This is a genomic window from Micromonospora sp. NBC_01796 (genome assembly GCF_035917455.1).
In the GTDB taxonomy this organism is placed as follows: Bacteria; Actinomycetota; Actinomycetes; order Mycobacteriales; family Micromonosporaceae; genus Micromonospora_G.
Window position 1 is genome coordinate 5,208,873 of the sequence record NZ_CP109078.1, and the last position, 25,095, is coordinate 5,233,967.

Consider the following 25,095-nt stretch of genomic DNA (forward strand, 5'->3'; position numbering starts at 1 on the left):
GTGGCGAGTGCGGTGGAGGTCAAGGCGGCGCGGCCGACGGAAGCCGGATGTGTCTCTTCTCAAGGGGCCCGTGTCACCGGTGCCGGGCACCGCGCGAGGCGACTAGGCTTCTCGGTCTGGCGACCCCCGGACCGGCCACAGCTGGTGCCCCGGGTGGTCCCTGCTGTGCTGACGCTGAGGTGAAGGGGGTCCCGGTGTCTGACTCGTTCGTGCACCTGCACACGCACACCGAGTATTCGATGCTCGACGGGGCGGCCCGGCTCAAGGAACTCTTCGCCGAGACCAACCGGCTCGGCATGCCCGCGCTCGCCATGACCGACCACGGCAACCTGTACGGGGCGTACGACTTCCACAAGCAGGCGACCGCGGCCGGGGTGAAACCGATCGTGGGCCTGGAGGCGTACCTGACGCCCGGCACCGACCGGCGGGACCGGACCAGGGTGCGGTGGGCCGACGGTGGCGAGAACGACGTCTCCGGTGGTGGCGCCTACACCCACATGACCCTGCTGGCCCAGCACGCGGACGGGCTGCGCAACCTGTTCGCCCTCGCCTCCCGGTCGAGCCTGGAGGGTTACTTCTACAAGCCGCGCGCCGACCGGGAACTGCTCAACCAGTACGGCAAGGGCATCATCGCGACCACCGGGTGCCCGTCGGGTGAGATCCAGACCTGGTTGCGGATCGGGAACTTCGAGAAGGCGTGCGAGTCGGCGGCGGAGTTCCGTGACATCTTCGGCGCGGACAACTTCTACCTGGAGTTGATGGACCACGGGTTGAACATCGAGACCCGGATCCGCAAGGACCTGATCCGGCTCGGCAAGACCCTCAACCTGAAGCCGATCGCCACCAACGACCTGCACTACACCCACGCCGCCGACGCCGACGCGCACGAGGTGCTGCTCTGCGTGCAGTCCGGGTCGACGATGGCCGACCCGAAGCGGTTCAAGTTCGACGCCCGTGACTTCTACCTGAAGTCGCCGGCCGAGATGCGCGCGATGTGGGACGCCGAGGTGCCGGGCGCCTGCGACAACACCCTGGAGATCGCCGAGAAGATCGGTGACTACAAGGAGGTGTTCGCCTCCCGGAACCTGATGCCGCAGTTCCCGGTGCCGGACGGCGAGACCGAGGAGACCTTCCTGCGCAAGGAGGTCATGCGCGGGCTCCAGCGGCGGTTCCCGGGCGGGGTGCCCGAGGACCGGCTGCGCCAGGCCGAGTACGAACTCGGCGTGATTCTGAAGATGGGCTTCCCCGGCTACTTCCTGGTCACCGCCGACCTGATCGCGTACGCCAAGCGGGAGCGGATCCGGGTCGGTCCGGGCCGTGGTTCGGCCGCCGGCGCGCTGATCGCGTACGCGCTGGGGATCACCGAGTTGGACCCGATGGTGCACGGCCTGCTCTTCGAGCGGTTCCTGAACCCGGACCGCATCTCGATGCCCGACATCGACATGGACTTCGACGAGCGTCGGCGCGGTGACATGATCCGGTACGCCACGGAGAAGTACGGCGAGGCCCGGGTCGCGCAGATCATCACGTACGGCACGATCAAGGCGAAGGCGGCGATCAAGGACGCGGCCCGGGTGCTCGGTTACCCGTTCGCGGTCGGCGACCGGATCACCAAGGCGATGCCCCCGGCGGTGATGGGCAAGGACATCCCGCTCGGCGGCATCTTCGACAAGGCCCACCCGCGTTACCAGGAGGCGGCCGAGTTCCGGGCGCTGTACGACTCCGACGGCGAAGTGGCGAAGATCGTCGACACCGCCAAGGGGCTGGAGGGGCTCAAGCGCCAGTGGGGTGTGCACGCGGCCGGGGTGATCCTGTCCCGTGACCCGCTGGTCGACGTGCTGCCGATCCACAAGCGGGAGCAGGACGGCTCGATCATCACCCAGTGGGACATGGGTGCGTGCGAGACCATCGGCCTGCTGAAGATGGACTTCCTCGGCCTGCGCAACCTGACGATCATGGACGACTGCCTGGAGTCGATCAAAGACAACCGGGGCATCGACCTGGTCCTGGAAGACCTGCCGCTGGACGACAAGGCGACGTACGCCCTGCTCGGGCGCGGTGACACCCTGGGCGTGTTCCAGTTCGACGGCGGCCCGATGCGGGCCCTGCTGCGGTCCATGGCCCCGGACAACTTCGAGGACATCTCCGCCGTCGGCGCGCTCTACCGGCCCGGCCCGATGGGCGCCAACGCCCACAACGAGTACGCCGACCGGAAGAACAAGCGCAAGCCGGTGGTGCCGATCCACCCCGAGCTGGCCGAGTCCCTGTCCGAGATCCTGGGCGACACCTACGGGCTGATCGTCTACCAGGAGCAGGTCATGGCGATCGCGCAGAAGGTGGCGGGTTACTCGCTCGGCGCCGCGGACCTGCTCCGCCGGGCGATGGGCAAGAAGAAGAAGGAGATCCTCGACAAGGAGTTCAAGCCGTTCGCCGCCGGCATGAAGGACAACGGCTACTCCGACGAGGCGATCAAGACCCTCTGGGACATCCTGGTCCCGTTCTCCGACTACGCCTTCAACAAGGCGCACAGCGCCGCGTACGGGGTGGTGTCGTACTGGACGGCGTACCTGAAGGCGAACTACCCGGCCGAGTACATGGGCGCGCTGCTCACCTCCGTCGGTGACGACAAGGACAAGTCCGCCGTCTACCTGGCCGAGTGCCGGCGGATGGGGATCAAGGTCCTGCCGCCGGACGTGAACGAGTCCAACGCCCGGTTCGCCGCGGTCGGCGAGGACATCCGGTTCGGCCTCGCCGCCGTACGCAACGTCGGCACCAACGTGGTCGAGTCGATCCGCCGCTCCCGCAGGGAGAAGGGCCGGTTCACCGACTTCTACGACTACCTGCGCAAGGTCGACGCGGTCGCCTGCAACAAGAAGACCATCGAGTCGCTGATCAAGGCGGGGGCGTTCGACTCGCTCGGGCACACCCGCCGGGGCCTGCTCGCGGTGCACACCGACGCGATCGACTCCTTCCTCGACCTGAAGCGAAAAGAATCGACGGGTCAATTCGATCTATTCGGCACGGTTTTCGGCGACGACAACCCAGTGGCCGCTGGCATCTCGGTAACGCCGCAGATCCCGACCAACGAGTGGGACAAGACCGACCTGCTCACCTTCGAACGGGAGATGCTCGGCCTGTACGTCTCCGACCATCCGCTCTTCGGGGTCGAGCACGTACTCGCCGCCGCGGCGGACATGTCGATCGCCTCCCTGGCCGAGGAGGGCAACGTCTCCGACGGGCAGATCATCAACCTCGCCGGCATCCTCTCCGGGGTGCAACGCCGGATCACCAAGCAGGGCCGGGCCTGGGCCTCGGCCACCCTGGAGGACCTCGGCGGCGCGGTCGAGGTGCTGTTCTTCCCGAACACGTACGAGGTGGTCGGGCAGTACATCGCCGAGGACGCGATCGTGGTGGTCAAGGGGCGGGTGGACCGCCGCGACGACCAGCCCCGGCTGATGGCGATGGACATGTCGATGCCGGAGATCACCGCCGCCGACGAGATCAAGCCGGTGGTCCTGGCGTTGCCCCCGTCGCGGTGCACCCCGCCGCTGGTCGAGCGGCTGCGCGAGGTGCTGACCAGCCATCCCGGTTCGGCCGAGGTGCACGTCAGGCTGGTCAACGGCTCCCGGGGCACGCTGCTGCGGCTCGGCCGGATGCGGGTGGCCCCGAGCACCGCGCTGATGGCCGACCTCAAGGCACTGCTCGGCCCGAGCGCGGTCGCGGGCTGACTCGGGCAGCCACGGGGCCGTGCGTGGGCCGGACGCCCACGGTCGCGGCCGTGCGTGGGCCGGGCGCCCCGGCTGCGCGGCCGTTCGCGGCCAGCCGGCGGACGCACAGGCGGGTGCGGGGGGCCGATCCGGTGGGCGCTGCGGCGGTTCGGATGCGGTTGTCGACCCACGGGCAGCCGCTGGGCGCGCGGATCGGGCAGTCCACGGATCCGCCGCCCGACGTGGGTGGTGGGCCTGAGAGGATCACGGAGTGAGCCCGGCAAAGCCCGATGACCAGCATCCCGCGGACGACCCCAGCGTCGCCCGGGACGAGAACCGGCGACCCGTGACGGCCGCCCAGGACGGCCCCGACCCGGCCGATCCCCGTACCGCCGCCGGGCCGGCCACGGACGCCGGTGACCCGGCCACGGACGCTGGTGGGGCACCGGGCGGCGTACCGGAACAGGCGCCGCGGCCCGTCGGGTCCGCGCCCGAGCCGCCGGGTCCGCCGGTCAACGGCTACCCCCTGGTGTACGACCAGCCGGCTCCGGCCCGCCCACGGGCGCCGCTGCGGACCCTGACCGTGGCGGTGGCGACCGTCCTGGTGCTGACCCTGCTCGGCGCCCCGCTCGGCCTCGCCTGGCGGGCGGTCGCGCCCTCGGTGCCGGTGATCCAGGCCGACGGCGGGGCGGTGCTCGCCCAGCCCCAGCCGGAGGAGTTCGTTGCCGCCGACGGGTGGTTCAGCCTCTTCGGCCTGGTCTTCGGGCTGCTCGCGGCGCTCGTGGTGTGGTGGGTCCTGCGCCGTTACCGGGGACCGGTGGGCATGGTGGTGGCCGCCCTCGGTTCGATCGGTGCGGCCGTGGTCGCCTGGCAGGTGGGCCGGCACATCGGGCTCGGCGAGTACCAGCGGATGCTGGAGACGGCAGCGGCCGGTACGAGCTTCGGCAAGCCCCCGGACCTGCGGGCCGGTCGGTTCGAGTGGCTGTTCGGCTTCGTCCCCGTGCTCCGGGGCGACCTGCTGTTGCCGGCGTTCGGCAGCGTGGTGATGTACACCATGCTGGCCGGTTGGTCCCGTTACGCGGGGCTCGGTGCCGAACCCGAACCGGTCGGCCTCAGTTGGGACTCGGCGGCACTGCCAGTTCCGCCAGCGGCACCGGAACCGCCCGCACCTGGCGCAGCAGAGCCGCCTCGCGACTGAGCAGCCGCAACTCCGCGCGGAGCCGTTCGGCGGTGTCCGGGGTGGCGAGCAGCCGCTGCCGGTCCGCCACGGTGAGCGCGGCGGTCGCCGCCACCAGGTGCGAGAGCACCGTCGGGTCGTCCGGCAACTGCTCGGTGATCTCCTCCGGGTCGGCCCGGATCAGCCCCAGGTACTGCCGGAACACCGCGAGCACCCGGGGGGCCAGCAGGTCGGCCGCCTCCTCCTGCCCCGCCGGCTCCGGCAGCCACTCCACCTCGGCGGTCAGGTACGGCGCGGCCCCCTCGTCGACCTCGCTGATCCGGAACCGCCGCCGCCCCACCGTCACCAGGTCGAACCGGCCGTCGGACAGCTCGGTGACCTGCCGCACCTCGGCCGTACAGCCGATCTCGTGCAGGGTGACGGCCTCGGCGGGCGTGGCCGGGCCGACCTGGCCGGGCGCCGGCTGGGTCTCCCAACCGCTGCGGATGGCGACCACGCCGAACTCGCGGGGGGTGCCGTCGGGCAACCCGATCAGGTGCCGGACCAGTTCCCGGTAGCGTTCCTCGAAGATGTGCAGCGGGAGGACCAGACCCGGGAAGAGCACCGTCCCGAGCGGGAAGACCGGCAGCCGTGCGTGCACCGGTCGAGCCTAGCCGCTTTTGCCGCGTACGGGTCGCCGCCGAGTTCGAAGAAGTCGTCCCGCAGGCGGTGGTGGCCGGGGTCACCGTCCCGCCCGCTGGGCGTGCCCGGAGCCCCGGGCACGGCGCCGCCTAGACTCGTGGGCGTGCTGAATCGGATCGACCTGCGCGGTAGCGCGCGTGACCCCCGGGGGCTGCTGCCCCGTGCCCAGCTCGACGTCTCGGTCGCGGCGGAGCAGATCCGCCCCATCGTCGAGGCGGTGCACACGGACGGGTTCACCGCGATCCGGGAGGCCACCCATCGATTCGACGGCGTACAGCTCGACCAGCTCCGGGTGCCGGCCGAGGCGATCGCCGCCGCCGAGCGGGCGCTCGACCCTGCCGTACGGGCCGCGCTGAACGAGAGCATCAAGCGGGCCCGCCGGGTCCACGACGAGCAACGGCGTACGGACACCAGCACCGAGGTGGTGCCGGGCGGCACGGTCACCGAGCGCTGGGTCCCGGTCGACCGGGTCGGTCTCTACGTCCCCGGTGGCCTGGCCATGTACCCGTCGACCGTGGTCATGAACGTGGTGCCCGCACAGGCGGCCGGGGTCCGGTCGCTGGTGGTGGCGAGCCCGCCGCAGCGGGACAACGGCGGGCTGCCCGACGACCGGGTGCTGGCCGCGTGTGCCCTGCTCGGCGTCGACGAGGTCTACGCCGTCGGTGGTGCGCAGGCGATCGCGATGCTCGGCTACGGCGCGGACACCGACGCCAGCGGTGCCACCCGGTGCGCGCCGGTCGACATGATCACCGGTCCGGGCAACATCTGGGTCACCGCCGCGAAGCGGCTGCTGCGCGGCGTGGTCGGGATCGACGCCGAGGCCGGTCCGACCGAGATCGCCGTACTGGCCGACGAGACCGCCGACGCACGCCACGTCGCGGCCGACCTGATCAGCCAGGCCGAGCACGACCCGCTGGCGGCGAGCGTGCTGGTCACGCCCTCGGTGGCGCTCGCCGACGCGGTCGAGGAGGAGCTGACCCGTCAGCTCGCCGCGACCAAGCACGTCGAGCGGATCACCGTCGCCCTCTCCGGTGAGCAGAGCGGGGTGGTCCTGGTCGACGACCTCGAGGCGGGGCTGCGGGTGGTCGACGCGTACGCGGCCGAGCACCTGGAGGTCCAGACCGTCGACGCCCGGCAGTGGGCGATGCGGGTACGCAACGCCGGGGCGATCTTCGTCGGCCCGTACGCGCCGGTGTCGCTCGGTGACTACTGCGCCGGGTCCAACCACGTGCTGCCCACCGGCGGCTGCGCCCGGCACTCCTCCGGGCTGTCGGTCCAGTCCTTCCTGCGCGGCATCCACATCATCGAGTACGACGAGACCGCCCTGCGCGACGTCGCCCCGTACGTGGTGACCCTGGCCGAGGTGGAGGACCTGCCCGCGCACGGGCAGGCGGTGTCGGCCCGGTTCCCGGACGAGCGGCTGGGGCGGCCGTCGTGACCTCCCTGGACGACCTGCCGCTGCGGCCGGACCTGCGCGGCCGGTCCCCGTACGGGGCACCGCAGCTGGAGGTCCCGGTACGCCTCAACACCAACGAGAACTCGTACCCGGTGCCGGAGACCGTGGTGGACGCGATCGGCAAGGCGCTGCACGCGGAGCTGGCCGACCTGAACCGCTACCCGGACCGGGACGCCCTGGCGCTGCGCGCCGACCTGGCCGACTACCTGGGTCACGGGCTCGGTACGGCCAACCTGTGGGCGGCGAACGGCTCCAACGAGATCCAGCAGCAGTTGCTCCAGGCGTTCGGCGGGCCGGGGCGGACCGCGCTGGGTTTCACCCCGGCGTACTCGATGCACCCGCTGCTGGCGCTCGGCACCGGGACCACCTGGGTGGACGGGCGGCGCGACGGGGAGTTCGGGCTGACCGCCGCCGACGCGGTCGCCCAGGTCGAGGCGCACCGCCCGGACCTGGTCCTGCTCTGCTCCCCGAACAACCCGACCGGAACCGCACTCGACCCGGCCGTGGTCACCGCCGTCCTCGCCGTCGCGCCCGGCATGGTGGTCGTGGACGAGGCGTACGCGGAGTTCGCCCGCCCCGGTACGCCGACCGCGCTGACCCTGCTGCCCGGCCACCCCCGGCTGGTGGTTACCCGGACCATGAGCAAGGCGTTCGGCTTCGCCGGTGGGCGGCTCGGTTACCTGGCCGCCGACCCGGCGGTGGTCGACGCGGTGCAACTCGTCCGGTTGCCGTACCACCTCTCGGCGCTCACCCAGGCCGCCGCCCGGGCCGCGTTGGCGCACCGGGACGCCCTGCTGGCGACCGTGGACGCGATCAAGGTGCAGCGGGACCGGATCGTCGACACCCTGCGAGAGCGGGGTCTGCGGGTGGCCGAGAGTGATGCCAACTTCGTCCTGTTCGAGGTCGGCGGGGACCAGGGCGTGGTGTGGCGTGCCCTGGTCGACCGGGGGGTGCTGGTCCGCGATGTCGGCCTGCCCGGCTGGCTGCGGGTCACCGCCGGTACCCCGGCCGAGACGGACGCCTTTCTGACCGAGTTGTCGATCGTGCTGGAGTCGCTGTGAGCAGAACCGCCCGGGTCGAGCGGACCACCAACGAGACCAAGGTCCTGGTCGAGATCGATCTCGACGGCACCGGCCAGGCCGAGATCAGCACCGGGGTCGGTTTCTACGACCACATGCTGCACCAGATCGCCCGGCACGGCGGCTTCGACCTGACCGTACAGACCGTGGGTGACCTGGAGATCGACGCGCACCACACGGTCGAGGACACCGCCCTGGCGCTCGGCACCGCGTTCGACCGGGCGCTCGGCGACAAGGCCGGCATCCGGCGGTACGGGTCGGCCACCATCCCGATGGACGAGGTGCTGGTCCGGGCCGCGGTCGACCTCTCCGGTCGGCCGTACGTGGTGCACGACGAGCCGGCACTGGCGCCGTACATCGGGCCGGTCTACCCGACCAGCCTGACCCGGCACATCTGGGAGTCGTTCGGCCAGTCGGCCAGGATGACCCTGCACGTGTCGGTGCTCCGGGCGGCCCGCGACGGCGGCCACCCGGACGCGCACCACGTGGTCGAGGCCCAGTTCAAGGCGGTTTCCCGGGCGCTGCGCGAGGCGGTCACGGTCGAGGCGCGCAACGCCGGGCTGATCCCCAGCACGAAGGGCGCGCTGTAGTGGCACCGGTGCTGTTCGTCCTGGCCGGTGTCCTGATCGGCGGGGTCTGGTCGCTGCACCGGCAGGGGGCCTCGGTCGGCGTGATCTGGTTCGTCGGCCTGCTCGCGCTGCTGGCCACCGCCGGTGGTGTGCTCTGGCTGCTGCCCGGGGACTCCTGATGCCCGCCGTGGTGGTGCTCGACTACGGCTCGGGCAACCTCCGGTCCGCGCAGCGCGCCCTGGTCCGGGCCGGTGCGGACGTGACGGTCACCGCCGACCTGGACGCCGCCGCAGCCGCCGACGGCCTGGTGGTGCCGGGGGTGGGGGCGTACGCGGCCTGCATGGCGGGGATCGAGGCGCTCGGTGCCGGCCCGGTGATCGCCGAGCGGGTCGGCGCCGGCCGTCCCGTCCTCGGCATCTGCGTCGGGATGCAGATCCTCTTCGAGTACGGGGAGGAGCACGGGGTGGTCAGCAAGGGGCTGGGCCTGCTGCCCGGCGGGGTGACCCGGCTGGCCGCCCAGCGGGTGCCGCACATGGGTTGGAACACGGTCGACCCGGCCGCCGGTTCGGTTCTCTTCGCCGGGCTGCCCGACGACGCCCGGTTCTACTTCGTGCACTCGTACGCCGCCGCCGACCGGGACGTACTGGCCGGGGCGGGGGCGCGGGTGACCACCGCGACCCACGGCGGGCGGTTTGTCGCCGGGGTGGAGCGGGGTGTGCTCTCCGCCGCCCAGTTCCACCCGGAGAAGTCCGCCGACACCGGGGCGCTCCTGCTCCGCAACTGGCTGGGGACGCTGTGAGCGGGATGGGCCGGTGAGCAAGGAGCGGGCCCGACGGCGGGCCGTACGCGAGGCCGAGGCCGAGAAGGCACGGGCGGTACGCGCCCGGCGGGTGGCCCGCCGTCAGTGGCGGCGTACGCTGCTGCGGCGCCTGACCCCGCGGCTGCCGGACCGGCGTACCGGGCGGATGTTCGCCCGGCGCAGCCGCAGCCAGCGGGCCGGGGTGGCGGTGCTCTCGATCGCGGTGCTCGGTGCGATCTGGTTCCTGGTCGACGACCTGGGCCTGCGCCTGGGTTTGATCATGTTGCTGCTGCTCGTACTGCCGGCGGTCGTGGTGCTCGCGTTCGGGCGCCGGATCTAGACCCTTCGTTGTGACCGGGAACCACCGGCGGGTCGCCGGAGTCCGGATCACCTAGATACAGGAGACACTGTGAGCCTCACCCTGTTTCCGGCCGTCGACGTAGCCGACGGCCGGGCGGTACGCCTGGTCCAGGGCGCCGCGGGCAGCGAGACGACGTACGGCGATCCGATGGACGCCGCCCTGGCCTGGCAGCGGGACGGGGCGACCTGGCTGCACCTGGTCGACCTCGACGCCGCCTTCGGCCGTGGCTCGAACGCGCACCTGCTGGCCGACGTGGTCCGGCGGCTGGACGTGCAGGTGGAACTCTCCGGTGGCATCCGGGACGACGAGTCGCTGCGGGCGGCGCTCGGCACCGGTGCGGCCCGGGTCAACATCGGCACCGCCGCACTGGAGGATCCGGTCTGGTGCGACCGGGTCCTGGCCGAGTACGGCGACCGGGTGGCGATCGGCCTGGACGTGCGCGGCCGTACGCTGTCCGCCCGTGGTTGGACCCGCGACGGCGGTGACCTGTTCGAGGTCCTCGAGCGGTTGGACAAGGCCGGCGCGAGCCGGTACGTGCTGACCGACATCACCAAGGACGGGACCATGCGTGGGCCGAACCTCGACCTGCTGCGTGAGGTCTGCTCCCGTACCGACGCGCCGGTGATCGCCTCCGGTGGTGTGTCCACTCTGGATGACCTGCGGGCGCTGGCCGCGCTGGAGCCGATCGGGGTGGAGGGTGTGATCGCCGGCAAGGCGCTCTACTCCGGCGCGTTCACCGTGGCCGAGGCGCTCGCCGTACTGGCCGAGTAGGGCCGGGGTCGCCATCCACGCGGATGGCGGACCGTACCCAGATCAGTTGTGCACAATTGAATTGAGAGCTATCGTTCACCCCATGGATGTGGACGAACTGGCGCTGGACCAGCAGGTCTGTTTCGCGCTGTATGCCACCTCCCGTGCCGTCACCGACCTCTACCGGCCGATCCTGGACGAGTTCGGGCTCACCTACCCGCAGTACCTGGTCCTGCTCGTGCTCTGGAAACGGCCCGACGACCCACCCACGGTCAAGCAACTCGGCGCCGAACTGCACCTGGACTCGGGCACCCTCTCCCCGCTGCTCAAGCGGCTGGAGCGGGCCGGCCTGGTTACCCGGCGACGGGCGGCCCGGGACGAACGCCTGGTCGAGATCGAGCTGACCGGCGCCGGACGGGCGCTGCGCCAGCGGGTCGAGCAGGTGCCCCGGCGGATCGTCCGGGCCACCGGGCTGACCGGGCCGGACCTGGTCGCGCTGCGCGGCACCCTGAACCAGATCACCCAACTGATCCACCAGCAGAAGGAGCAGTGATCACCATGCAGGTGCTCTACACGGCAGAGGCGCAGTCCACCGGCGAGGGCCGGGGCGGCAAGGTGCGGACCAGCGACGGAACGCTGGAGATCGACCTCGCGGTGCCGAAGGAGATGGGTGGCGAGGGCGGCGGCAGCAACCCCGAACAGCTCTTCGCCGCCGGTTACGCGGCCTGCTTCCACTCCGCGCTCAAACTGCTCGGGCGCAGGGCGAAGGCCGACGTCACCGGCTCCGTGGTGACCGCCGAGGTGGGCATCGGACGCGGCGAGGGCGCCGGCTTCGGCCTGGCCGTGACCCTCGTGGTCGACCTGCCCGAGATCGACCGGGCCGCCGCCGAGCAGCTCGTCGAGCAGGCCCACCAGGTCTGCCCCTACTCCAACGCGGTGCGCGGGAACATCGAGGTGGACCTGCGGCTCGGGCAGACCCGATGAGCCGCACCGGCCGGGAGATCCACCTGGCCAGCCGCCCGCACGGCTGGCCCACCCTGGACAACTTCAACCTGGTCAAGGTCCCGGTGCCGGACCCCGGACCGGGGCAGGTGCTGGTCCGCAACCAGCTCATGTCGGTCGACCCGTACATGCGCGGGCGGATGAACGACGTCAAGTCGTACGCGGCGCCGTACGAGCTCGACGCACCGCTGTACGGGGCCGCGATCGGCGAGGTGATCGCCAGCGACACCGACGCGTTCCAGCCCGGTGACCTGGTGCAGCACAACCTCGGCTGGCGGGAGTACGCCGTACTCGACGCCCGGGGGGCGCACCGGATCGACCCGGAGGTCGCACCGGTGTCGGCGTACCTCGGCCCGCTCGGCGGGATCGGGCTGACCGCGTACGCCGGGCTGGTCGACGTCGCCGCGCTCCAGCCGGGCGAGGATGTCTTCGTCTCGGCCGCCGCCGGTGCGGTCGGCAGCCTCGCCGGCCAGATCGCGAAGCTCAAGGGCGCCGGACGGGTGGTCGGCAGCGCCGGCTCGGCGGAGAAGGTGCAGCGCCTCCTCGCGCTCGGTTTCGACGCCGCGTTCAACTACCGCGACCAGCCCGTACGGGAGTCGCTGAAGGAGGCCGCGCCGGACGGGATCGACGTCTACTTCGACAACGTCGGCGGCGACCACCTGGAGGCTGCGCTCTCCTCGCTCCGGCTGCACGGCCGGGTGGCGATCTGCGGCATGATCTCCCAGTACAACGCGACCGAACCGGTGGCGGGACCGCGCAACCTGGCACTGACCGTGTCGAAGCGGCTCACCCTGCGCGGGTTCCTGATCCACGACCACGTCGGGCTGCGTACGCAGTTCCTCGGCGAGATGTCCGGTTGGCTGCGCTCCGGGCAGCTCCAGTACGACGAGACCGTGGTCGAGGGCCTGGACAACGCCCCGTCGGCGTTCCTCGGCCTGCTCCGCGGCGAGAACCTGGGCAAGATGCTGGTACGTCTCTGACGGTGCCCGTACCCCGGCCGGACCTGACCGCCGCGCGGTCGGTCCGGCCCGGGCGGGCGGTTAAGCTCGACCCATGACCGTGGCGGTGCGCGTGATCCCCTGTCTCGACGTGGACGCCGGGCGGGTGGTCAAGGGGGTCAACTTCCTCGACCTGCGCGATGCCGGCGACCCGGTCGAGCTGGCCGCCGCGTACGACCGGGCCGGTGCGGACGAGCTGACCTTCCTCGACGTGACGGCCTCGGTCGACGACCGGGGCACCATGCTCGACGTAGTACGCCGTACCGCCGAGTCGGTTTTCATCCCGTTGACGGTCGGCGGCGGCGTACGCAAGGTCGCCGACGTGGACACCCTGCTGCGTGCCGGTGCCGACAAGGTCGGGGTCAACACCGCCGCGATCGCCCGACCGGAGCTGATCGCCGAGATCGCCGAACGGTTCGGCAGCCAGGTCCTGGTGCTCTCGCTGGACGTACGCCGGGCACCGGCCGGCACCACCACGCCGAGCGGGTTCGAGGTCACCACCCACGGCGGACGCCGGGGGACCGGGCTGGACGCGGTCGAGTGGGCGCGGCGGGCCGCCGAGCTGGGCGCCGGGGAGATCCTGCTCAACTCGATGGACGCCGACGGCACCAAGGCCGGGTTCGACCTGGCCCTGATCGGGGCGGTCCGGCAGGTGGTCGAGGTCCCGGTGGTCGCCAGCGGGGGCGCGGGCGCGGTGACCGACTTCCCCCCGGCGGTCGACGCGGGCGCCGACGCGGTCCTCGCCGCCAGCGTCTTCCACTTCGGCGAACTCACCATCGCCGACGTCAAGAACGCCCTCCAAACCGCCGGCCACCCCACCCGCTAGCCCCCGGCCCGTCCGCCCGTCCGGGGTTCCGACGATCTTGCAGTTGTGGTGCCCGAATCGGGGTACTCATCCGGATTTGCGTACCACCACAAGTGCAAGATCGTCGGGCTATCCGGGGTCGTTTTCGGGGGAGCGGCGGGGGTGGGGGATGGTGGTGCGGGCGGAGAACTCGAGCACTGCGGCGGCGTGTTCGTCCTCGTGGAGTTCCCAGTCCGTGGCCTCGCCCGGAGCGGCTCGCCGGCTCAGCACCGCGTGCACCGTCTCGACCGCACTGGCCAGGCCGCCGCGCGGGCGCGTACGCCAGAGGTGTTCGCCGGCCGGGGTGACCCGGAACCAGCCGTCCGCCACGTTGATCAGCTCGGCACCGGCGAGTCGGCGTACGGCCGCCTCGACCTCGTGCCGGCCGGGGATGGCGTGGTTGAGGTGGTCAGCGGTGGAGAGGACGTCGGCGAGGCGTACGCCCTCGGGGCGGCGGGTGGTCGCGGACCGTCGGTGTCGCCCGGCGCCTCCGGCGATCACGAGCGACACGAAGATCCAGGCGTCTGCCCAACGCCACCCCTCATCCCCCATGGGCAAATGATGCCGTGTGATCGCCGTGGAGGGAACCATTGCGGGGACTGTGTTTCCCGCCTCACCCGCTCCCGAGCCCCGGACCTGCGACAACGAACCCTGTCTATGCCGGTCCGGCGGCTGTGGCGGCCGGCTGCCCGGGGGCCGGACCGGCGGCGGTGGGCGGGATGTGGAACATCGGGATGAACAGGTGGGCGAGCGGCCCGATGGCGAGCGCGTACACGACCGTGCCGACGCCGACCGTGCCGCCGAGCAGTACGCCGACCGCGAGCACCCCGACCTCGATCACCGTACGGACCAGCCGGATGGAGCGCCCCGGGCGGCGGGCGACAAAGCCGGTCATCAGCCCGTCGCGGGGACCGGGGCCGAGTCGGGCACCCAGGTAGAGACCGGTGGCCACCCCGTTGAGCAGGATCCCGGCGACCAGGAACCCGATCCGGGCGGCGAGCGCCGACGGGGTGGGCAGGACGTACTGCCCGGCGTCGACCACCAGCCCGATCACCACCACGTTGCTGACCGTGCCGATGCCGGGGCGCTGCCGCAGCGGGATCCAGAGCAGCAGTACCAGGGCGCCGACCACGATGACCACCGTGCCGAAGGAGAGCCCGGTGCGTTCGGCCAGGCCCTGGTGGAAGACGTCCCACGGGTCCAGGCCGAGCGTCGACTCGAGCATCAGCGCCATGCTGAAGCCGTAGAGGATCAGGCCGGCGAAGAGCTGCACGAGGCGCCGGGTCAGCCGGTCACGGAGGTTGCCAATCTGGGTCACGGATGCCACTCTAAGTACCAATTCGAGGGCCGGAAGATAGCCAATTGAGGGTGGGTGGCCATGACGGTGCTGGTACGTGGCACGCAATTGGCTCGCCTGCTGGGTCAGTGGCACTCGTTGCCGGGCCGCCGCCGCAGTCCCGACTACCTCGCCCTCGCCAGTTCCGTACGCGGACTGCTCGCCGACGGTCGGCTGCCGTTGGGCGTACGACTCCCGGCCGAACGTGAGCTGGCCGAGGCGCTGCTGGTCAGCCGTACCACGGTCACCGCCGCGTACCGGGAGTTGCGCGAGAGCGGCCACCTCAACAGCCGGCGCGGCGCCGGAAGCTGGACCATGCTCCCCGGTGGACACCGGGTCGCCAGCTCCGGCCTCTGGACCCCGCAGGACGACCTCGACATGATCGACCTCGGCTGCGCCGCGCTCGCCGCGCCGGCCCAACTGGTGCCGGCCGCCCGCGCCGCCGCCGAGGACCTGCCCCGCTACCTCGGCGGCGCCGGTTACCACCCGACCGGCATCGTCGAACTGCGCGAGGCGATCGCCTGCGGTTACACCGATCGCGGACTGCCGACCAGCGCCGAGCAGATCATGGTCACCAGTGGCACCCAGCACGCGCTGGATCTGGTGCTGCGGCTGGCCCTGCCGACCGGCGGCAGCGTACTGGTCGAGTCGCCCACCTATCCGAACGCGCTGGCCGCGCTGGCCGCACGGCGGGCCCGGATCGCCACCCACGGCCTGGCGCCGGGCGGATCCGGGTGGGACGGGGAACTGCTGCTCAGTGCGTTGCGCCAGAGCCGGCCACGACTGGCCTACCTGATCCCGGAGTTCCAGAACCCGACCGGGCACCTGATGTCGGCCGACCTGCGCGAGCGGGTGGTCGCTGCGGCCCACGCCGGTGGCACCGACCTGGTCGTCGACGAGTCCTTCGTGGACCTGCCGCTGACCGACGCCCCGATGCCACCGCCCGTGGCCGTCTTCGACCGGCACTCCCGGGTGATCTCGATCGGCGGCATGAGCAAGCCGTACTGGGGCGGCCTGCGCATCGGCTGGGTACGCGCCTCGGCACCCCAGGTGCAGCGGCTGGCGGCGGCCCGGGTCGGTGTCGACATGGCCAGCCCGGTGCTGGACCAACTGGTCGCCGTACGCCTGCTCGCCGACGCCCCGACGATCGTGGCCGCCCGCCGGGCCCAGTTGGCCGAGCAGCGCGACGCCCTGCTCGCCGTGTTGCGCGAGTCGCTGCCGGACTGGCAGGTCACCGTGCCGCAGGGCGGGGTGACCCTCTGGGCGGAACTGGACGGGCCGATCTCCAGCGCCCTGTCCCGGGCCGCCGAGGAGGTCGGCGTACGGCTCGCCCCCGGTCCCCGGTTCGGCCTCGACGGAACCCTCGAACGTTTCCTGCGGCTGCCGTTCACCCTGCCGGCCGCGGACCTGGTGGAGGCGGTGCACCGGATCGCGGCGGTCCGCTACGACCTGGACCGCTCGGCCGCCCGCCCGCAGTGGAGAGAACCCGCCGTCATCGCGTGAGACCGCGCGTCGGGAAGGGCCCCCGTTGTCGGATTCCGAGGCAAGGGGCCCTTCCTGACCCTCGACCGGGGGAGCGGCCGAGCGCGGTGGGGATCAGATCTCGGCGAGCGAGCCCTGGTACAACTTGTCGATCTCGTCGGCGAAGTTCGCCTCCACGCCGCGACGCTTGATCTTCAGCGAGGGGGTCAGCTCCCCGTCCTCGATGGTCAGGTCGCGGGGCAGGATGCTGACCTTCTTGATCGTCTCCCAGCGGTTGAGCTTGCCGTTCAGCTCCTGCACGAAGCCGTCGACCATGGCGCGTACCTCGGCGGAGCCGACGATCTCGGCGTACGGCTTGCCGGCCAGCGGGCCGCCGACCGCCCAGCCGGCGATCGCGTCCGGGTCCAGGGTGACCAGCATGACGCAGTAGTTGCGGGCCTGGCCGATCACCAGCGCCTGCGAGGTGTACGGGCACAGCGCCTTGAACAGGCCCTCGATGTGCGACGGCGCGATGTACTTGCCGCCGGACGTCTTGACCAGGTCCTTCTTCCGGTCGGTGATCTTCAGGTAGCCCTGCTCGTCGAGCGTCCCGATGTCACCGGTGCGGAAGAAGCCGTCCTCGGTGAACGCGGCGGCGGTCTCCGCCGGCAGGTTGTGGTAACCGCGCATCACCGGGGCGCCGCGCAGCAGCACCTCACCGTCGGAGTCGATCTTGCATTCGAGGTCGCCGAGGCGCTGGCCGACCGTACCGATCCTGAGTTTGCCGGGCCGGTTGACGAAGTTGCCGGCGCTGGTCTCGGTCAGCCCGTACCCCTCCGAGATCGGCAGGTTCGCGGCAGCGAAGAACGCGCCGATCTCCGGGCTCAGCGGGGCGGCCCCGGAGACCATCACCCGGATCCGCCCGCCGAGCCGGGCCTGCAACTTGCTGAAGACCAGCTTCTCGGCCAGCCGGTAGCGGAACGCGAGCCCTCCCGGCACCGGTGAGCCGGCCTGTTCGAGCCGGACCTTCTCCTTGCCGGTACGGACCGCCCAGGCGAAGATCTTCGCCTTGGCCCCACCGCCGGACTGGGCCGTGGTGACGGTCTTGTTGTAGACCTTCTCGAACACCCGGGGCGCCCCGCACATCAGCGTCGGCCGGACCACGGAGAGCAGGTCGACCAGTTTGTCCACCCGCCCGTCGACGTAGGTCGGCAGGCCGACGTGGATCACGCCGCAGATCAGCGTCTTGCCGAACGAGTGCGACAGCGGGAGCCAGAGGTACTGCAGGTCGTCCGGCCGGAGCAACTCGAACTCGGCCTGCCGTACGCCCTCCCAGACCCAACCGGCGTGCAGCAGCTCGACGCCCTTGGGGCGGCCGGTGGTGCCCGAGGTGTAGATCAGGGTGGCCAGGTCGTCCCCGCCGATCTCCGCCACGATCCGCTCGATCAGCTCGGGGTCCCGGTCGAGTGCCTGCGTACCCCGGATCTCCAGGTCGGCGAGGGTGATCTGGGGGATGGCGGCGGCCGGGTCGGCCGTGCCGTCGATGAGGACGACGTGGGTCAGCGCGGGCAGGTCCGCCCCCGCGATCTTGCCGGCCTGGGTGGCGTTCTCCGCGATCAGCACCCGGGAGCCGGAGTCGGCCACGATGAAACTGGCGTCCTGCGGCTCGGTTGTCGGGTAGACCGTGGTGGTCGCGCCACCCGCGCACATGATGCCGAGGTCGGCGACGACCCAGTCGAGCCGGGTGTTGGCCAGGATCGCCACCCGGTCCTCCCGCCCGACGCCGAGTTCGCGCAGGCCGGCGGCGACCGCCTTGGCCCGCTGGCCGACCTGTGACCAGGTCAACCAGACCGGGCCGGAGTCGTCCGGGGCGGGGTAACCGAACGCCTGTCGGTCGGGGGTGGCGGTGACGCGCTGCAGGAACATGTCCGGGACGGACCGGTACGGGAGGTCGAAAGCCATGAGGGGGTCAGCCTTCCGAATATGGGTGCGTGACGGGCATCACGTTAAATGTTGGTTACTAGACAGTATTGCGTGGGGTCCGGCTCGGCTACCCCCGGAGCGACCGGGGCGCTCAGTAGCCGAAAGGCCGGTACCCCGATGGGCCGGTCGGTGCGTGATATGAGGATTTCGATATAGAGCGCAGATGATGTTATTACATAGGCTGACCTCGATCGATCCATCTCGGGACGGTCAGGGAGGAGTCGGAAGATGACACGTGCGGACTTGCGCTACGCGCGCCGGCTGGCGCTCGGAATCTTCGTCGCGGCGGCGACCGCCGCGGTAGCCACCACCACCCCGGCGGCCGCCGCACCGGCAACCGGCGAGGTACGGCTCGCGGGTAGCCCGAACGCGGTCGCGGGCAGCTACATCGTGGTCCTCAAGGACGGCGCCGTCGGCGCGGCGGCCGGCACGGCACGGGCCGCCACGGCGGTACCGACCAAGGCCGGCGAACTGGCCGACAAGTACGGCGGCAGCGTCGCCCAGGTGTACGGCACGGCCCTGAACGGCTTCGAGGCCCGGCTGAGCGCCAAGGCGGCCCAGCGCCTCGCCGCCCACCCCGACGTCGCGTACGTCGAGCAGGACCAGGTGGTGTCGATCAACGCCACCCAGACCAACCCGCCGTCCTGGGGGCTGGACCGCATCGACCAGCGCAACCTGCCGTTGAACCGCTCGTACACGTACCCGAACACCGCCAGCAACGTGCGGGCGTACATCATCGACACCGGCATCCGCTTCTCGCACAACGACTTCGGCGGCCGGGCCACCAGCGGTTACGACGCGGTCGACGGCGGTTCGGCCGACGACTGCAACGGGCACGGCACGCACGTCGCCGGCACCGTCGGCGGCTCCGCGTACGGGGTGGCCAAGGCGGTCCGGCTGGTCGGCGTACGGGTGCTCAACTGCTCCGGCAGCGGCACCAACGCCGGTGTCATCGCCGGCGTCAACTGGGTCACCCAGAACGCGGTGAAGCCCGCGGTGGCCAACATGAGCCTCGGTGGCGGCGCCAGCACCGCGCTGGACAACGCGGTCGCCAGCTCGATCAGCTCCGGCGTGACGTACGCCCTGGCGGCCGGCAACTCCAGCGCCAACGCCTGCAACTCGTCGCCGGCCCGTACCCCCTCGGCGATCACCGTCGGCGCCACCACCAGCACCGACGCCCGCGCGTCGTACTCGAACTACGGCACCTGCCTGGACATCTTCGCGCCGGGTTCGTCGATCACCTCGGCCTGGTACACCAGTAACACCGCGACCAACAGCATCAGCGGTACGTCGATGGCCTCGCCGCACGTGGCCGGCGCGGCGGCCCTGGTGCTCTCGACCAACCCGACCTACACCCCGACCCAGGTACGCAACTACCTCTACAACAACGCGACCCAGAACGTGGTCACCAACCCCGGCAGCGGTTCGCCGAACCGCCTGCTCTTCGTGGTCAACTGACATCTCCGGTCGACCACCTGAACGACCCGGTGCCCGGCCCGGCGTCCCCGAGGGGAGCCGAGCCGGGCATCGGCTCGTCCAGGTCACCGTGGGCGGTGACGGCGGGACCGCTCAGTCGTCGTCCCCGTCGTTGTCGTCATCGCCCCTGTCGTCGTCGTCCGAGTCGGCCGGCTCGTCCTCGGCCTTCACGATCTCCCCGTTGACCGCGTCGACGTCCACCTCGTACTCGGTCCGGTCCTTGGTGATCTCCACGCTCCAGACCTCCCGACCGTGCTCCTGCTCCCGCTCCACCTCGGTGACCTGTCCACCGCCGGAGCGGCCGAGCGCGATCTCGGTGGCCCGGTCGCGCCCGATCTCACCGGTCCCGGCCGGCGTGCCGCTCGCCGTACCGGTCGGTACGCCGGTGGCGCTCGGCGCCGGGCTGCCGGACAACCCGGTCGACGGCTGCCCGGTCGGGGTCGCGCCGGGGTCGCCGCTCGGTGTCCCGGTCGGCATGGCGAGCGCGGTCGAGTTCGTCCGGTTGTTGTCCACCCCGGCGGCGGCGGCACCGATCCCGGTGCCCACGACGGCGGCGATCGCCCCACCGGTGATCAGGATCAAAGTCTTGCGGTTCACGGCGAACCTCCTCGAACGGGCTGCGTCGCCCAACTGGCTGTGTCGTCCAGAAGGTTCGCCCGGCGGGGGATAGCGGCGCGCTGTGTGAGTGCTAAGGCGAGGTTAAGGCCGGGGCCCGAGCCCGCGGGACACCGGCGCGGGCCGGGGCGGACCCAGTTCGACCGCCACCCGTGCCCCGCCCGTCGGACCGGCGGAGAGCCGGAGCCGACCGCCGCTCACCTCCGCGGCCCGGCGGGCGATGTCCAGGCCGAGGCCGGTCGAACCGGCGGAACTCGTACCCCGCCGGACCAGTGCCGCCGGATGCACCAGCGCCGCCGGCAGTCCGGGCCCCTCGTCGGCCACCGTGAGCAGGGCGCCACCGCCCGGTCGAGGAGTGAGACCGACGGCGAAGCCGGTCCCGTCCGGGGTGTGCGCGAAGACGTTGCCGAGCAACGCGTCCACCACCGCGGCCAGTTCGTCCGGGGGCAGCCCGACCGGCAACGGCCCGTCGACCAGGTCGAGGTCGACCCGGCGGCCGGTGTCCTCGGCCAGCACCGACCAGAACTCCACCCGGTCCCGGACCACCCGGGCGGCGTCGCAGCCGGCCTCGCCGGCACTCTCGCCCCGCCACCGGGCCTGCCTGATCAGCCCGGTGACCGCCCGTTCCAGCGCGTCCACCTGGGCGGTGATCCGGCTGGCGTCCTCCGGCCCGGCCAGCGACTCGGACTCCAGCCGGAGCGCGGTCAACGGCGTACGCAACCGGTGCGACAGGTCCGCCACCTGCTCGCGTTCCTCCCGGAGCAGTTCCTGGATCCGCCCGGCCAGGTGGTTGAGCGCGGTGGCCACGTCCCGCAGTTCCGGCGGTCCGGCCGGTCGGGCGCGGGCGTCCAGTTCGGCGCGGGCCAGCCGGTGGGAGACCGTGGCGAGTTCGGTGATCGGGACGACCAGGGAGCGGGCCAGCCGGTCGGCGACGAAGAGGCCGAGCAGGAGCAGCGCGACCCCGAGCCCGGCGAGGACCAACCAGGCCCGGTGGACCCCGCGGACCAGTTCGTCCTCCGGCACGAAGGTACGGATCACCGCGACCCCGTCCGGCCGTCCCGCGACGGCGACCAGGATCTCCCGGCCGCTGTCCAGGTCCACGGTCAGGCTCTCGCCCCGCGACGCCAGTCGTACCCCGTCGGTCCGGGGTGCCGACGCGCCCAGCACCGTGCCGTCGGGCAGGAAGACGGTGATCGGGCGGCCGGTCGCGGCGGCCGTCTGGGCGGCGCCCCGGCGCAGTTCGTCCGGGCCGGCGCTGCCGGCCAGCGGGACCAGGCCCTGCACGTCGACGCTGGCCGCCACCACGGCCCGGTCCCGGGCGACCGTACGCAGCAGCAGTGCCAGCGGCACCAGGAAGGCGAGCAGCACCAGGCACATGGTGGCGGTGACCAGCAGCGCCAGCCGCCGCCTCACCGGTCCTCCGGCGGCGCGTCGAGTCGGATGCCGACCCCGCGTACGGTGTGCAGGTAACGCGGTGCGTCGGCGGTCTCCCCGAGCTTGCGTCGCAGCCAGGACAGGTGCACGTCGACGGTCTTGTCCGCGCCGCCGTACGGCACCTGCCAGACCTGGGTGAGCAGTTCCCGCTTGCTCACCACCTGACCGGCCCGGCCGGCGAGATAGTGCAGCAGGTCGAACTCGCGCGGGGTGAGTTCCACCGGCGTACCGGCGAGGCTGATCTGGCGGGCCGACGGGTCCACGCGCAGGCCGCCGACAACAAGCACGGCGGCTGCTCCCGGCTGGCCGGCGCCGCGCCGGAGTACCGCGCGGACCCGGGCATCGAGCTGGGCCGCGGTGAACGGCTTGACCACGTAGTCGTCCGCGCCCGCGTCGAGGCCGCGGACGATCTCGGCCTCGTCGTCGCGCGCGGTCGCGATGATCACCGGTACGGCGGTCACCGCGCGCAGCATCCGCAGCAGTTCCAGTCCGTCCAGATCGGGCAGGCCGAGGTCGAGCACCACCAGGTCCGGACGGTCCTCCAGCACGGTCTGCAGCCCGGTCATCGCGGTGCCGGCGGCGGCGACCGCGTGACCGCGTTCGCGCAGGGCACGCAGCAGCGGGGTACGGATCGCCGGATCGTCCTCGATGAGCAGTAGACGGGCCACGCCACGCACGTTATCCGGCCGGTATCCCGAATCGCGGGTACGCGGGCCGGCTTTACCGTTCTTTAGGGTCCTCCGGTCCCACTGTTAACGGTCGGCGGGGCATAGTCGGAGGATGGCTCGACGTACCCTGCTCGCTCTGGCCGGCTGGCTGGTCGCCGCGGCTGCCGCCACGGGCACCGGGCTGGCCGCGGTGGAGCTGATCGGTGCCGAACTCACCGGTCCGGCCGGTGAGGTGCGCAGCGCCGACGAGGTGGCGCGTGCGCTGGCCGCGCCGGCCCGTACGCCGCTCCCGCCCGGTGACACCGCCGAGGTACCGGCCGCCACGCCGACCGCCGGTCCGTCCGGATCTGCCGGCCCGACCCCGCCGGCGTCGGACAGGGTGCTCTCCACCCCCGGCGGCACGGTGGTGGCGCAGTGCCGGGGGGACGACGTGTGGCTGGTCTCCTGGGCGCCGGCACAGGGCTACGCGGCGAGCGAGGTGGAGCGCGGTCCCGACGACGACGCCGAGGTGACCTTCGAGAGTTCCGCCCGGAAGATCGAGGTACGGGTCCGGTGCGAGGCCGGCCAGCCGGTCGAGTCCTGGAGCCTGGACGACGACTGACGGCCGGCCCTCACCGGGTCAGGCGTATCGGGTGGCGTTCAGGGACCAGTCGTAGGTGGCCCGGATCCAGTCCCGTCGTCCCGCCACGAACCGGGTGACCGCCGGCTCGGCGCCGTCGAGCACCACCTCCTCCAACCGGAGGTACGCGTCGAGTCCGTGGTTGAACCGCCCGGCCGCGTCGAGCAGCGCGGTGTGCTCGTCCTGCCCGGTCTCGCGGGCGATCACCAGGGTCAGGTTGTGCCCGTCCTGTTCCAGCAGCCGCTCCTTGCCGTACGAGAAGACGTCGTTGCACCAGCAGACCAGGTCGGCCGCCCAGCGGTCCAGTTCGGACAGTCGCGGGTCGGCGAGCGCCGCCGCCCCCGGCCGGGCGTCCCGGGCGTGGTCGGTCAGCACGAAACTCGGATGTACGGCACCGGTGTGTCGCCGCATCTGGATGTACTCGCTGATCGCCGGCACCCGGTGGTGCTCCCGGTTCGCGGCCTCCCAGAGCAGGGCGAGCAGGTAGTCGCGGAACCGTGCGGCGAACCGCACCAGCAGGTCGGGCCGGTTGTTGTGGCGCAGCCGCCGGCACAGGTCGTGCAGTCCGGCGCCGGTGGGGCCGGCGGCGGCGAGGACCGCCGGTGGCGGCGGCTCACCGAGCAGGTCGAGTACGTCGAGCAGCCGGCTCACCACCGGCGACAGTCGACCCGGATCGGCACCGAGCCCGTCGTCGTCGCACGCGTCGTCGAAGGCGAACAGCCAGGTCACCAGGTCGGTGAGCAGGTCGAGCCGATCCGGGTCGGCGTCCGGGCAGGCTCGTCCGGCGAGGTCACCGGCGTTCGCCCGGTCGAGTCGCCGGGCGGCGTCGGTCGTCACGATCAGGCCGAGTTCGGCCGCCCACCGGGCGGACCGCGCAGCCGACTCGGCGGCGTGCGGGTTGAGGTGCGCCGGAAACGGCGGCGGGGTGAGTGCCGCCACGGCGAAGGACCGCATGTTGCCCCCTGTCGCACGGCCTCCAGCGACAGGCGGCGGCGGGGTGGCGAGACGCGCACGGCACGCTGGCCACCGTCCTTCTCGGACGGACCGGCCGGACGATCGCGGCCGGGCCACCAGCGGGGGAATGTGCCGGTGAACGCCTCCTGCCCACCCAACCGCTCGTGACCCGCCGCATCGGGTCCGCGCCGTTGAAGGTTGACCGAGAGGTGGACCGGACACCACGGGCCGCCGGGCGGCGCGGTGTCCGGGAGAGGTGCGCGATGAAGCCTACGGGCACGGGGGGCCCAACGGGTGACCGGATCCGGTGCAAGTTGCGCGCGGGCGACGAACCGTCGGCTGGCTGCGGCGGGCGGTACCCACCGGGGCGCCCGGCGTACGGAGGCGCGGGGTTCAGTTACCGAGCTTGGTCGTACGCAACCGCTCGGTCAGCGCGTTCGAACCGGTGAGCTGCACCCGGGCCACCCGCTGCCGGCCCATCAGGAACAGGGCCAGCTCGCTGGGCGCGCCGACCAGGCGTACCGGTTCCCCACCGGCACCGGTGGAGCCCTCGCCGTGGCCGGGCGCGTGCACGACCACCGCGGCCGGGAACCGGCGCAGTGCCATCCGGGCCATCATCGGCAACTGCTTCCAGACCGCCGCCTGGTGCCCCGGCGACAGGTCACGGGGCTGCCAGTCCGGCTGGGCCCGGCGTACGTCCTCGTGGTGGACGAGGAACTCCAGACCGTTGGCCAGCTCGTTGACGAGCGGGTTGGTGATCAGCCCCCAGCGGGGTGGGCGGCGCAGCCGGGCGATCAGGCCGTCGTACGGCTCGGCGGCCATCTTCTGCAACAGCCGCTCGGTGCGACCGGCCAGCGGGCGGAACATGATCCCGGCGGCGGCGTCCGGCCGGCGCTCCCGGAGCACCAGGTGGGCGGCCATGTGCCGGGTCTCCCAGCCCTCGTTGATGGTCGGCGCGTCCGGGCCGAGGGTGAGCAGGAGGTCGGCGAGCGACTGGCGTTCCGAATCGGCGTACCGCGGCATGTTGTCGATCGTAGGCGTGATCGGTGCGGGCGGCTCGGGGGAGGGACGGCCGGGGCGGGTAAGGATTGCTGTGACGGCAGACACAATCGGACCCAGATCGTCA

At 72.0% G+C, this 25,095-nt stretch carries 25 protein-coding genes; 16 read left to right on the plus strand and 9 right to left on the minus strand.

Translation table 11 applies throughout. The features are described 5' to 3' along the window. Positions 1 to 194 precede the first annotated feature (194 nt). Together dnaE and OIE47_RS24070 are read left to right on the plus strand one after the other, a co-directional pair. Positions 195 to 3,728 (plus strand): DNA polymerase III subunit alpha, encoded by a 3,534-nt coding sequence (gene dnaE, locus OIE47_RS24065; protein WP_326556784.1) that lies wholly within the window; start codon positions 195 to 197, stop codon positions 3,726 to 3,728. Between the two features lie 325 nt (positions 3,729 to 4,053). Beyond that, entirely contained in the window at positions 4,054 to 4,905 is an 852-nt protein-coding gene (locus OIE47_RS24070; protein ID WP_442792185.1) for a DUF2567 domain-containing protein, read from the plus strand. Here the strand turns inward: OIE47_RS24070 and OIE47_RS24075 are convergent. Beyond that, positions 4,820 to 5,524 carry an LON peptidase substrate-binding domain-containing protein gene (locus tag OIE47_RS24075; protein WP_326556786.1) on the minus strand — a complete coding sequence of 235 codons (705 nt, stop codon included), beginning with the start codon at positions 5,522 to 5,524 and terminating at the stop codon, positions 4,820 to 4,822. The two genes, OIE47_RS24070 and OIE47_RS24075, sit on opposite strands and share 86 nt — an antisense overlap. 144 nt (positions 5,525 to 5,668) lie before the next feature. Here OIE47_RS24075 and hisD point away from each other — a divergent pair, with 144 nt between their 5' ends. The 11 genes from hisD to hisF all read left to right on the plus strand — a co-directional run bounded on the left by hisD (position 5,669) and on the right by hisF (position 13,405). Next, complete coding sequence (gene hisD, locus OIE47_RS24080; protein WP_326556787.1) at positions 5,669 to 7,003, plus strand: histidinol dehydrogenase; 1,335 nt, start codon at positions 5,669 to 5,671, stop codon at positions 7,001 to 7,003. Continuing rightward, entirely contained in the window at positions 7,000 to 8,082 is a 1,083-nt protein-coding gene (locus OIE47_RS24085) for a histidinol-phosphate transaminase (RefSeq protein WP_326556788.1), read from the plus strand. Before hisD ends, OIE47_RS24085 begins: the two co-directional genes overlap by 4 nt. Next, complete coding sequence (hisB, locus tag OIE47_RS24090) at positions 8,079 to 8,690, plus strand: imidazoleglycerol-phosphate dehydratase HisB (protein WP_326556789.1); 612 nt, start codon at positions 8,079 to 8,081, stop codon at positions 8,688 to 8,690. Before OIE47_RS24085 ends, hisB begins: the two co-directional genes overlap by 4 nt. Continuing rightward, positions 8,690 to 8,848, plus strand: coding sequence for a hypothetical protein (locus tag OIE47_RS24095; RefSeq protein WP_326556790.1), 159 nt, complete (start codon positions 8,690 to 8,692; stop codon positions 8,846 to 8,848). Before hisB ends, OIE47_RS24095 begins: the two co-directional genes overlap by 1 nt. Further along, positions 8,848 to 9,468: an imidazole glycerol phosphate synthase subunit HisH gene (gene hisH, locus OIE47_RS24100; RefSeq protein WP_326556791.1), complete on the plus strand. Its 621-nt coding sequence runs from the start codon at positions 8,848 to 8,850 to the stop codon at positions 9,466 to 9,468. The genes OIE47_RS24095 and hisH overlap by 1 nt, the downstream gene beginning before the upstream one ends. A 13-nt stretch (positions 9,469 to 9,481) precedes the next feature. Beyond that, positions 9,482 to 9,808 (plus strand): hypothetical protein, encoded by a 327-nt coding sequence (locus tag OIE47_RS24105; protein ID WP_326556792.1) that lies wholly within the window; start codon positions 9,482 to 9,484, stop codon positions 9,806 to 9,808. A 69-nt stretch (positions 9,809 to 9,877) separates the two neighbouring features. Then, a complete protein-coding gene (priA, locus tag OIE47_RS24110; protein WP_326556793.1) occupies positions 9,878 to 10,600 on the plus strand; it encodes a bifunctional 1-(5-phosphoribosyl)-5-((5-phosphoribosylamino)methylideneamino)imidazole-4-carboxamide isomerase/phosphoribosylanthranilate isomerase PriA in 723 nt (240 codons plus the stop codon). A gap of 82 nt (positions 10,601 to 10,682) precedes the next feature. Then, positions 10,683 to 11,132: a MarR family winged helix-turn-helix transcriptional regulator gene (locus tag OIE47_RS24115; protein ID WP_326556794.1), complete on the plus strand. Its 450-nt coding sequence runs from the start codon at positions 10,683 to 10,685 to the stop codon at positions 11,130 to 11,132. Positions 11,133 to 11,137: 5 nt separating this feature from the next. Beyond that, a complete protein-coding gene (locus OIE47_RS24120; protein WP_326563225.1) occupies positions 11,138 to 11,563 on the plus strand; it encodes an organic hydroperoxide resistance protein in 426 nt (141 codons plus the stop codon). Beyond that, entirely contained in the window at positions 11,560 to 12,561 is a 1,002-nt protein-coding gene (locus OIE47_RS24125) for an NADP-dependent oxidoreductase (protein ID WP_326556795.1), read from the plus strand. Before OIE47_RS24120 ends, OIE47_RS24125 begins: the two co-directional genes overlap by 4 nt. 73 nt (positions 12,562 to 12,634) lie before the next feature. Next, complete coding sequence (gene hisF / locus OIE47_RS24130) at positions 12,635 to 13,405, plus strand: imidazole glycerol phosphate synthase subunit HisF (RefSeq protein ID WP_326556796.1); 771 nt, start codon at positions 12,635 to 12,637, stop codon at positions 13,403 to 13,405. 108 nt (positions 13,406 to 13,513) lie between these two features. Here the strand turns inward: hisF and OIE47_RS24135 are convergent, their stop codons facing one another. Together OIE47_RS24135 and yczE are read right to left on the minus strand one after the other, a co-directional pair. Further along, complete coding sequence (locus OIE47_RS24135) at positions 13,514 to 13,975, minus strand: hypothetical protein (RefSeq protein WP_326556797.1); 462 nt, start codon at positions 13,973 to 13,975, stop codon at positions 13,514 to 13,516. 103 nt (positions 13,976 to 14,078) lie between these two features. Then, positions 14,079 to 14,741: a membrane protein YczE gene (gene yczE / locus OIE47_RS24140; RefSeq protein WP_326556798.1), complete on the minus strand. Its 663-nt coding sequence runs from the start codon at positions 14,739 to 14,741 to the stop codon at positions 14,079 to 14,081. Positions 14,742 to 14,801: 60 nt separating this feature from the next. On the opposite strand from yczE, the gene yczR reads away from it, so the two are divergent. After that, complete coding sequence (yczR, locus tag OIE47_RS24145) at positions 14,802 to 16,262, plus strand: MocR-like transcription factor YczR (RefSeq protein WP_326556799.1); 1,461 nt, start codon at positions 14,802 to 14,804, stop codon at positions 16,260 to 16,262. 93 nt (positions 16,263 to 16,355) lie between these two features. Here yczR and OIE47_RS24150 read toward each other — a convergent pair whose 3' ends face one another. After that, complete coding sequence (locus tag OIE47_RS24150; RefSeq protein WP_326556800.1) at positions 16,356 to 18,182, minus strand: AMP-dependent synthetase/ligase; 1,827 nt, start codon at positions 18,180 to 18,182, stop codon at positions 16,356 to 16,358. Positions 18,183 to 18,431: 249 nt separating this feature from the next. Between OIE47_RS24150 and OIE47_RS24155 the strand changes: the two genes are divergently transcribed. Further along, a complete protein-coding gene (locus tag OIE47_RS24155; RefSeq protein ID WP_326556801.1) occupies positions 18,432 to 19,661 on the plus strand; it encodes a S8 family peptidase in 1,230 nt (409 codons plus the stop codon). A gap of 111 nt (positions 19,662 to 19,772) precedes the next feature. Here OIE47_RS24155 and OIE47_RS24160 read toward each other — a convergent pair whose 3' ends face one another. The 3 genes from OIE47_RS24160 to OIE47_RS24170 all read right to left on the minus strand — a co-directional run bounded on the left by OIE47_RS24160 (position 19,773) and on the right by OIE47_RS24170 (position 22,396). Further along, positions 19,773 to 20,276 carry a PepSY domain-containing protein gene (locus OIE47_RS24160; protein WP_326556802.1) on the minus strand — a complete coding sequence of 168 codons (504 nt, stop codon included), beginning with the start codon at positions 20,274 to 20,276 and terminating at the stop codon, positions 19,773 to 19,775. A 102-nt stretch (positions 20,277 to 20,378) separates the two neighbouring features. After that, entirely contained in the window at positions 20,379 to 21,707 is a 1,329-nt protein-coding gene (locus OIE47_RS24165) for a sensor histidine kinase (protein ID WP_326556803.1), read from the minus strand. Next, on the minus strand, positions 21,704 to 22,396 hold the full coding sequence (locus OIE47_RS24170; protein ID WP_326556804.1) for a response regulator transcription factor: 693 nt from the start codon (positions 22,394 to 22,396) through the stop codon (positions 21,704 to 21,706). The genes OIE47_RS24165 and OIE47_RS24170 overlap by 4 nt, the downstream gene beginning before the upstream one ends. Positions 22,397 to 22,508: 112 nt before the next feature. Here OIE47_RS24170 and OIE47_RS24175 point away from each other — a divergent pair, with 112 nt between their 5' ends. Continuing rightward, positions 22,509 to 22,997: a septum formation initiator gene (locus tag OIE47_RS24175; RefSeq protein WP_326556805.1), complete on the plus strand. Its 489-nt coding sequence runs from the start codon at positions 22,509 to 22,511 to the stop codon at positions 22,995 to 22,997. Positions 22,998 to 23,015: 18 nt separating this feature from the next. On the opposite strand, the gene OIE47_RS24180 is transcribed toward OIE47_RS24175, so the two are convergent. Further along, complete coding sequence (locus OIE47_RS24180) at positions 23,016 to 23,969, minus strand: terpene synthase family protein (protein ID WP_326556806.1); 954 nt, start codon at positions 23,967 to 23,969, stop codon at positions 23,016 to 23,018. Positions 23,970 to 24,362: 393 nt separating this feature from the next. Next, positions 24,363 to 24,992 carry a TIGR03085 family metal-binding protein gene (locus tag OIE47_RS24185; protein ID WP_326556807.1) on the minus strand — a complete coding sequence of 210 codons (630 nt, stop codon included), beginning with the start codon at positions 24,990 to 24,992 and terminating at the stop codon, positions 24,363 to 24,365. Positions 24,993 to 25,095: the final 103 nt, after the last annotated feature.

What these genes read in the sequence shown, in the direction of transcription:
- OIE47_RS24175 (WP_326556805.1), top strand. Translation starts at nt 22,509, where the DNA reads ATGGCTCGACGTACCCTGCTCGCTCTGGCCGGCTGGCTGGTCGCCGCG.
- OIE47_RS24180 (WP_326556806.1), bottom strand. Translation starts at nt 23,969, where the DNA reads ATGCGGTCCTTCGCCGTGGCGGCACTCACCCCGCCGCCGTTTCCGGCG.
- yczR (WP_326556799.1), top strand. Translation starts at nt 14,802, where the DNA reads ATGACGGTGCTGGTACGTGGCACGCAATTGGCTCGCCTGCTGGGTCAG.
- OIE47_RS24135 (WP_326556797.1), bottom strand. Translation starts at nt 13,975, where the DNA reads ATGGGGGATGAGGGGTGGCGTTGGGCAGACGCCTGGATCTTCGTGTCG.
- OIE47_RS24185 (WP_326556807.1), bottom strand. Translation starts at nt 24,992, where the DNA reads ATGCCGCGGTACGCCGATTCGGAACGCCAGTCGCTCGCCGACCTCCTG.
- OIE47_RS24125 (WP_326556795.1), top strand. Translation starts at nt 11,560, where the DNA reads ATGAGCCGCACCGGCCGGGAGATCCACCTGGCCAGCCGCCCGCACGGC.
- OIE47_RS24155 (WP_326556801.1), top strand. Translation starts at nt 18,432, where the DNA reads ATGACACGTGCGGACTTGCGCTACGCGCGCCGGCTGGCGCTCGGAATC.
- OIE47_RS24150 (WP_326556800.1), bottom strand. Translation starts at nt 18,182, where the DNA reads ATGGCTTTCGACCTCCCGTACCGGTCCGTCCCGGACATGTTCCTGCAG.
- hisH (WP_326556791.1), top strand. Translation starts at nt 8,848, where the DNA reads ATGCCCGCCGTGGTGGTGCTCGACTACGGCTCGGGCAACCTCCGGTCC.
- OIE47_RS24115 (WP_326556794.1), top strand. Translation starts at nt 10,683, where the DNA reads ATGGATGTGGACGAACTGGCGCTGGACCAGCAGGTCTGTTTCGCGCTG.
- OIE47_RS24120 (WP_326563225.1), top strand. Translation starts at nt 11,138, where the DNA reads ATGCAGGTGCTCTACACGGCAGAGGCGCAGTCCACCGGCGAGGGCCGG.
- hisF (WP_326556796.1), top strand. Translation starts at nt 12,635, where the DNA reads ATGACCGTGGCGGTGCGCGTGATCCCCTGTCTCGACGTGGACGCCGGG.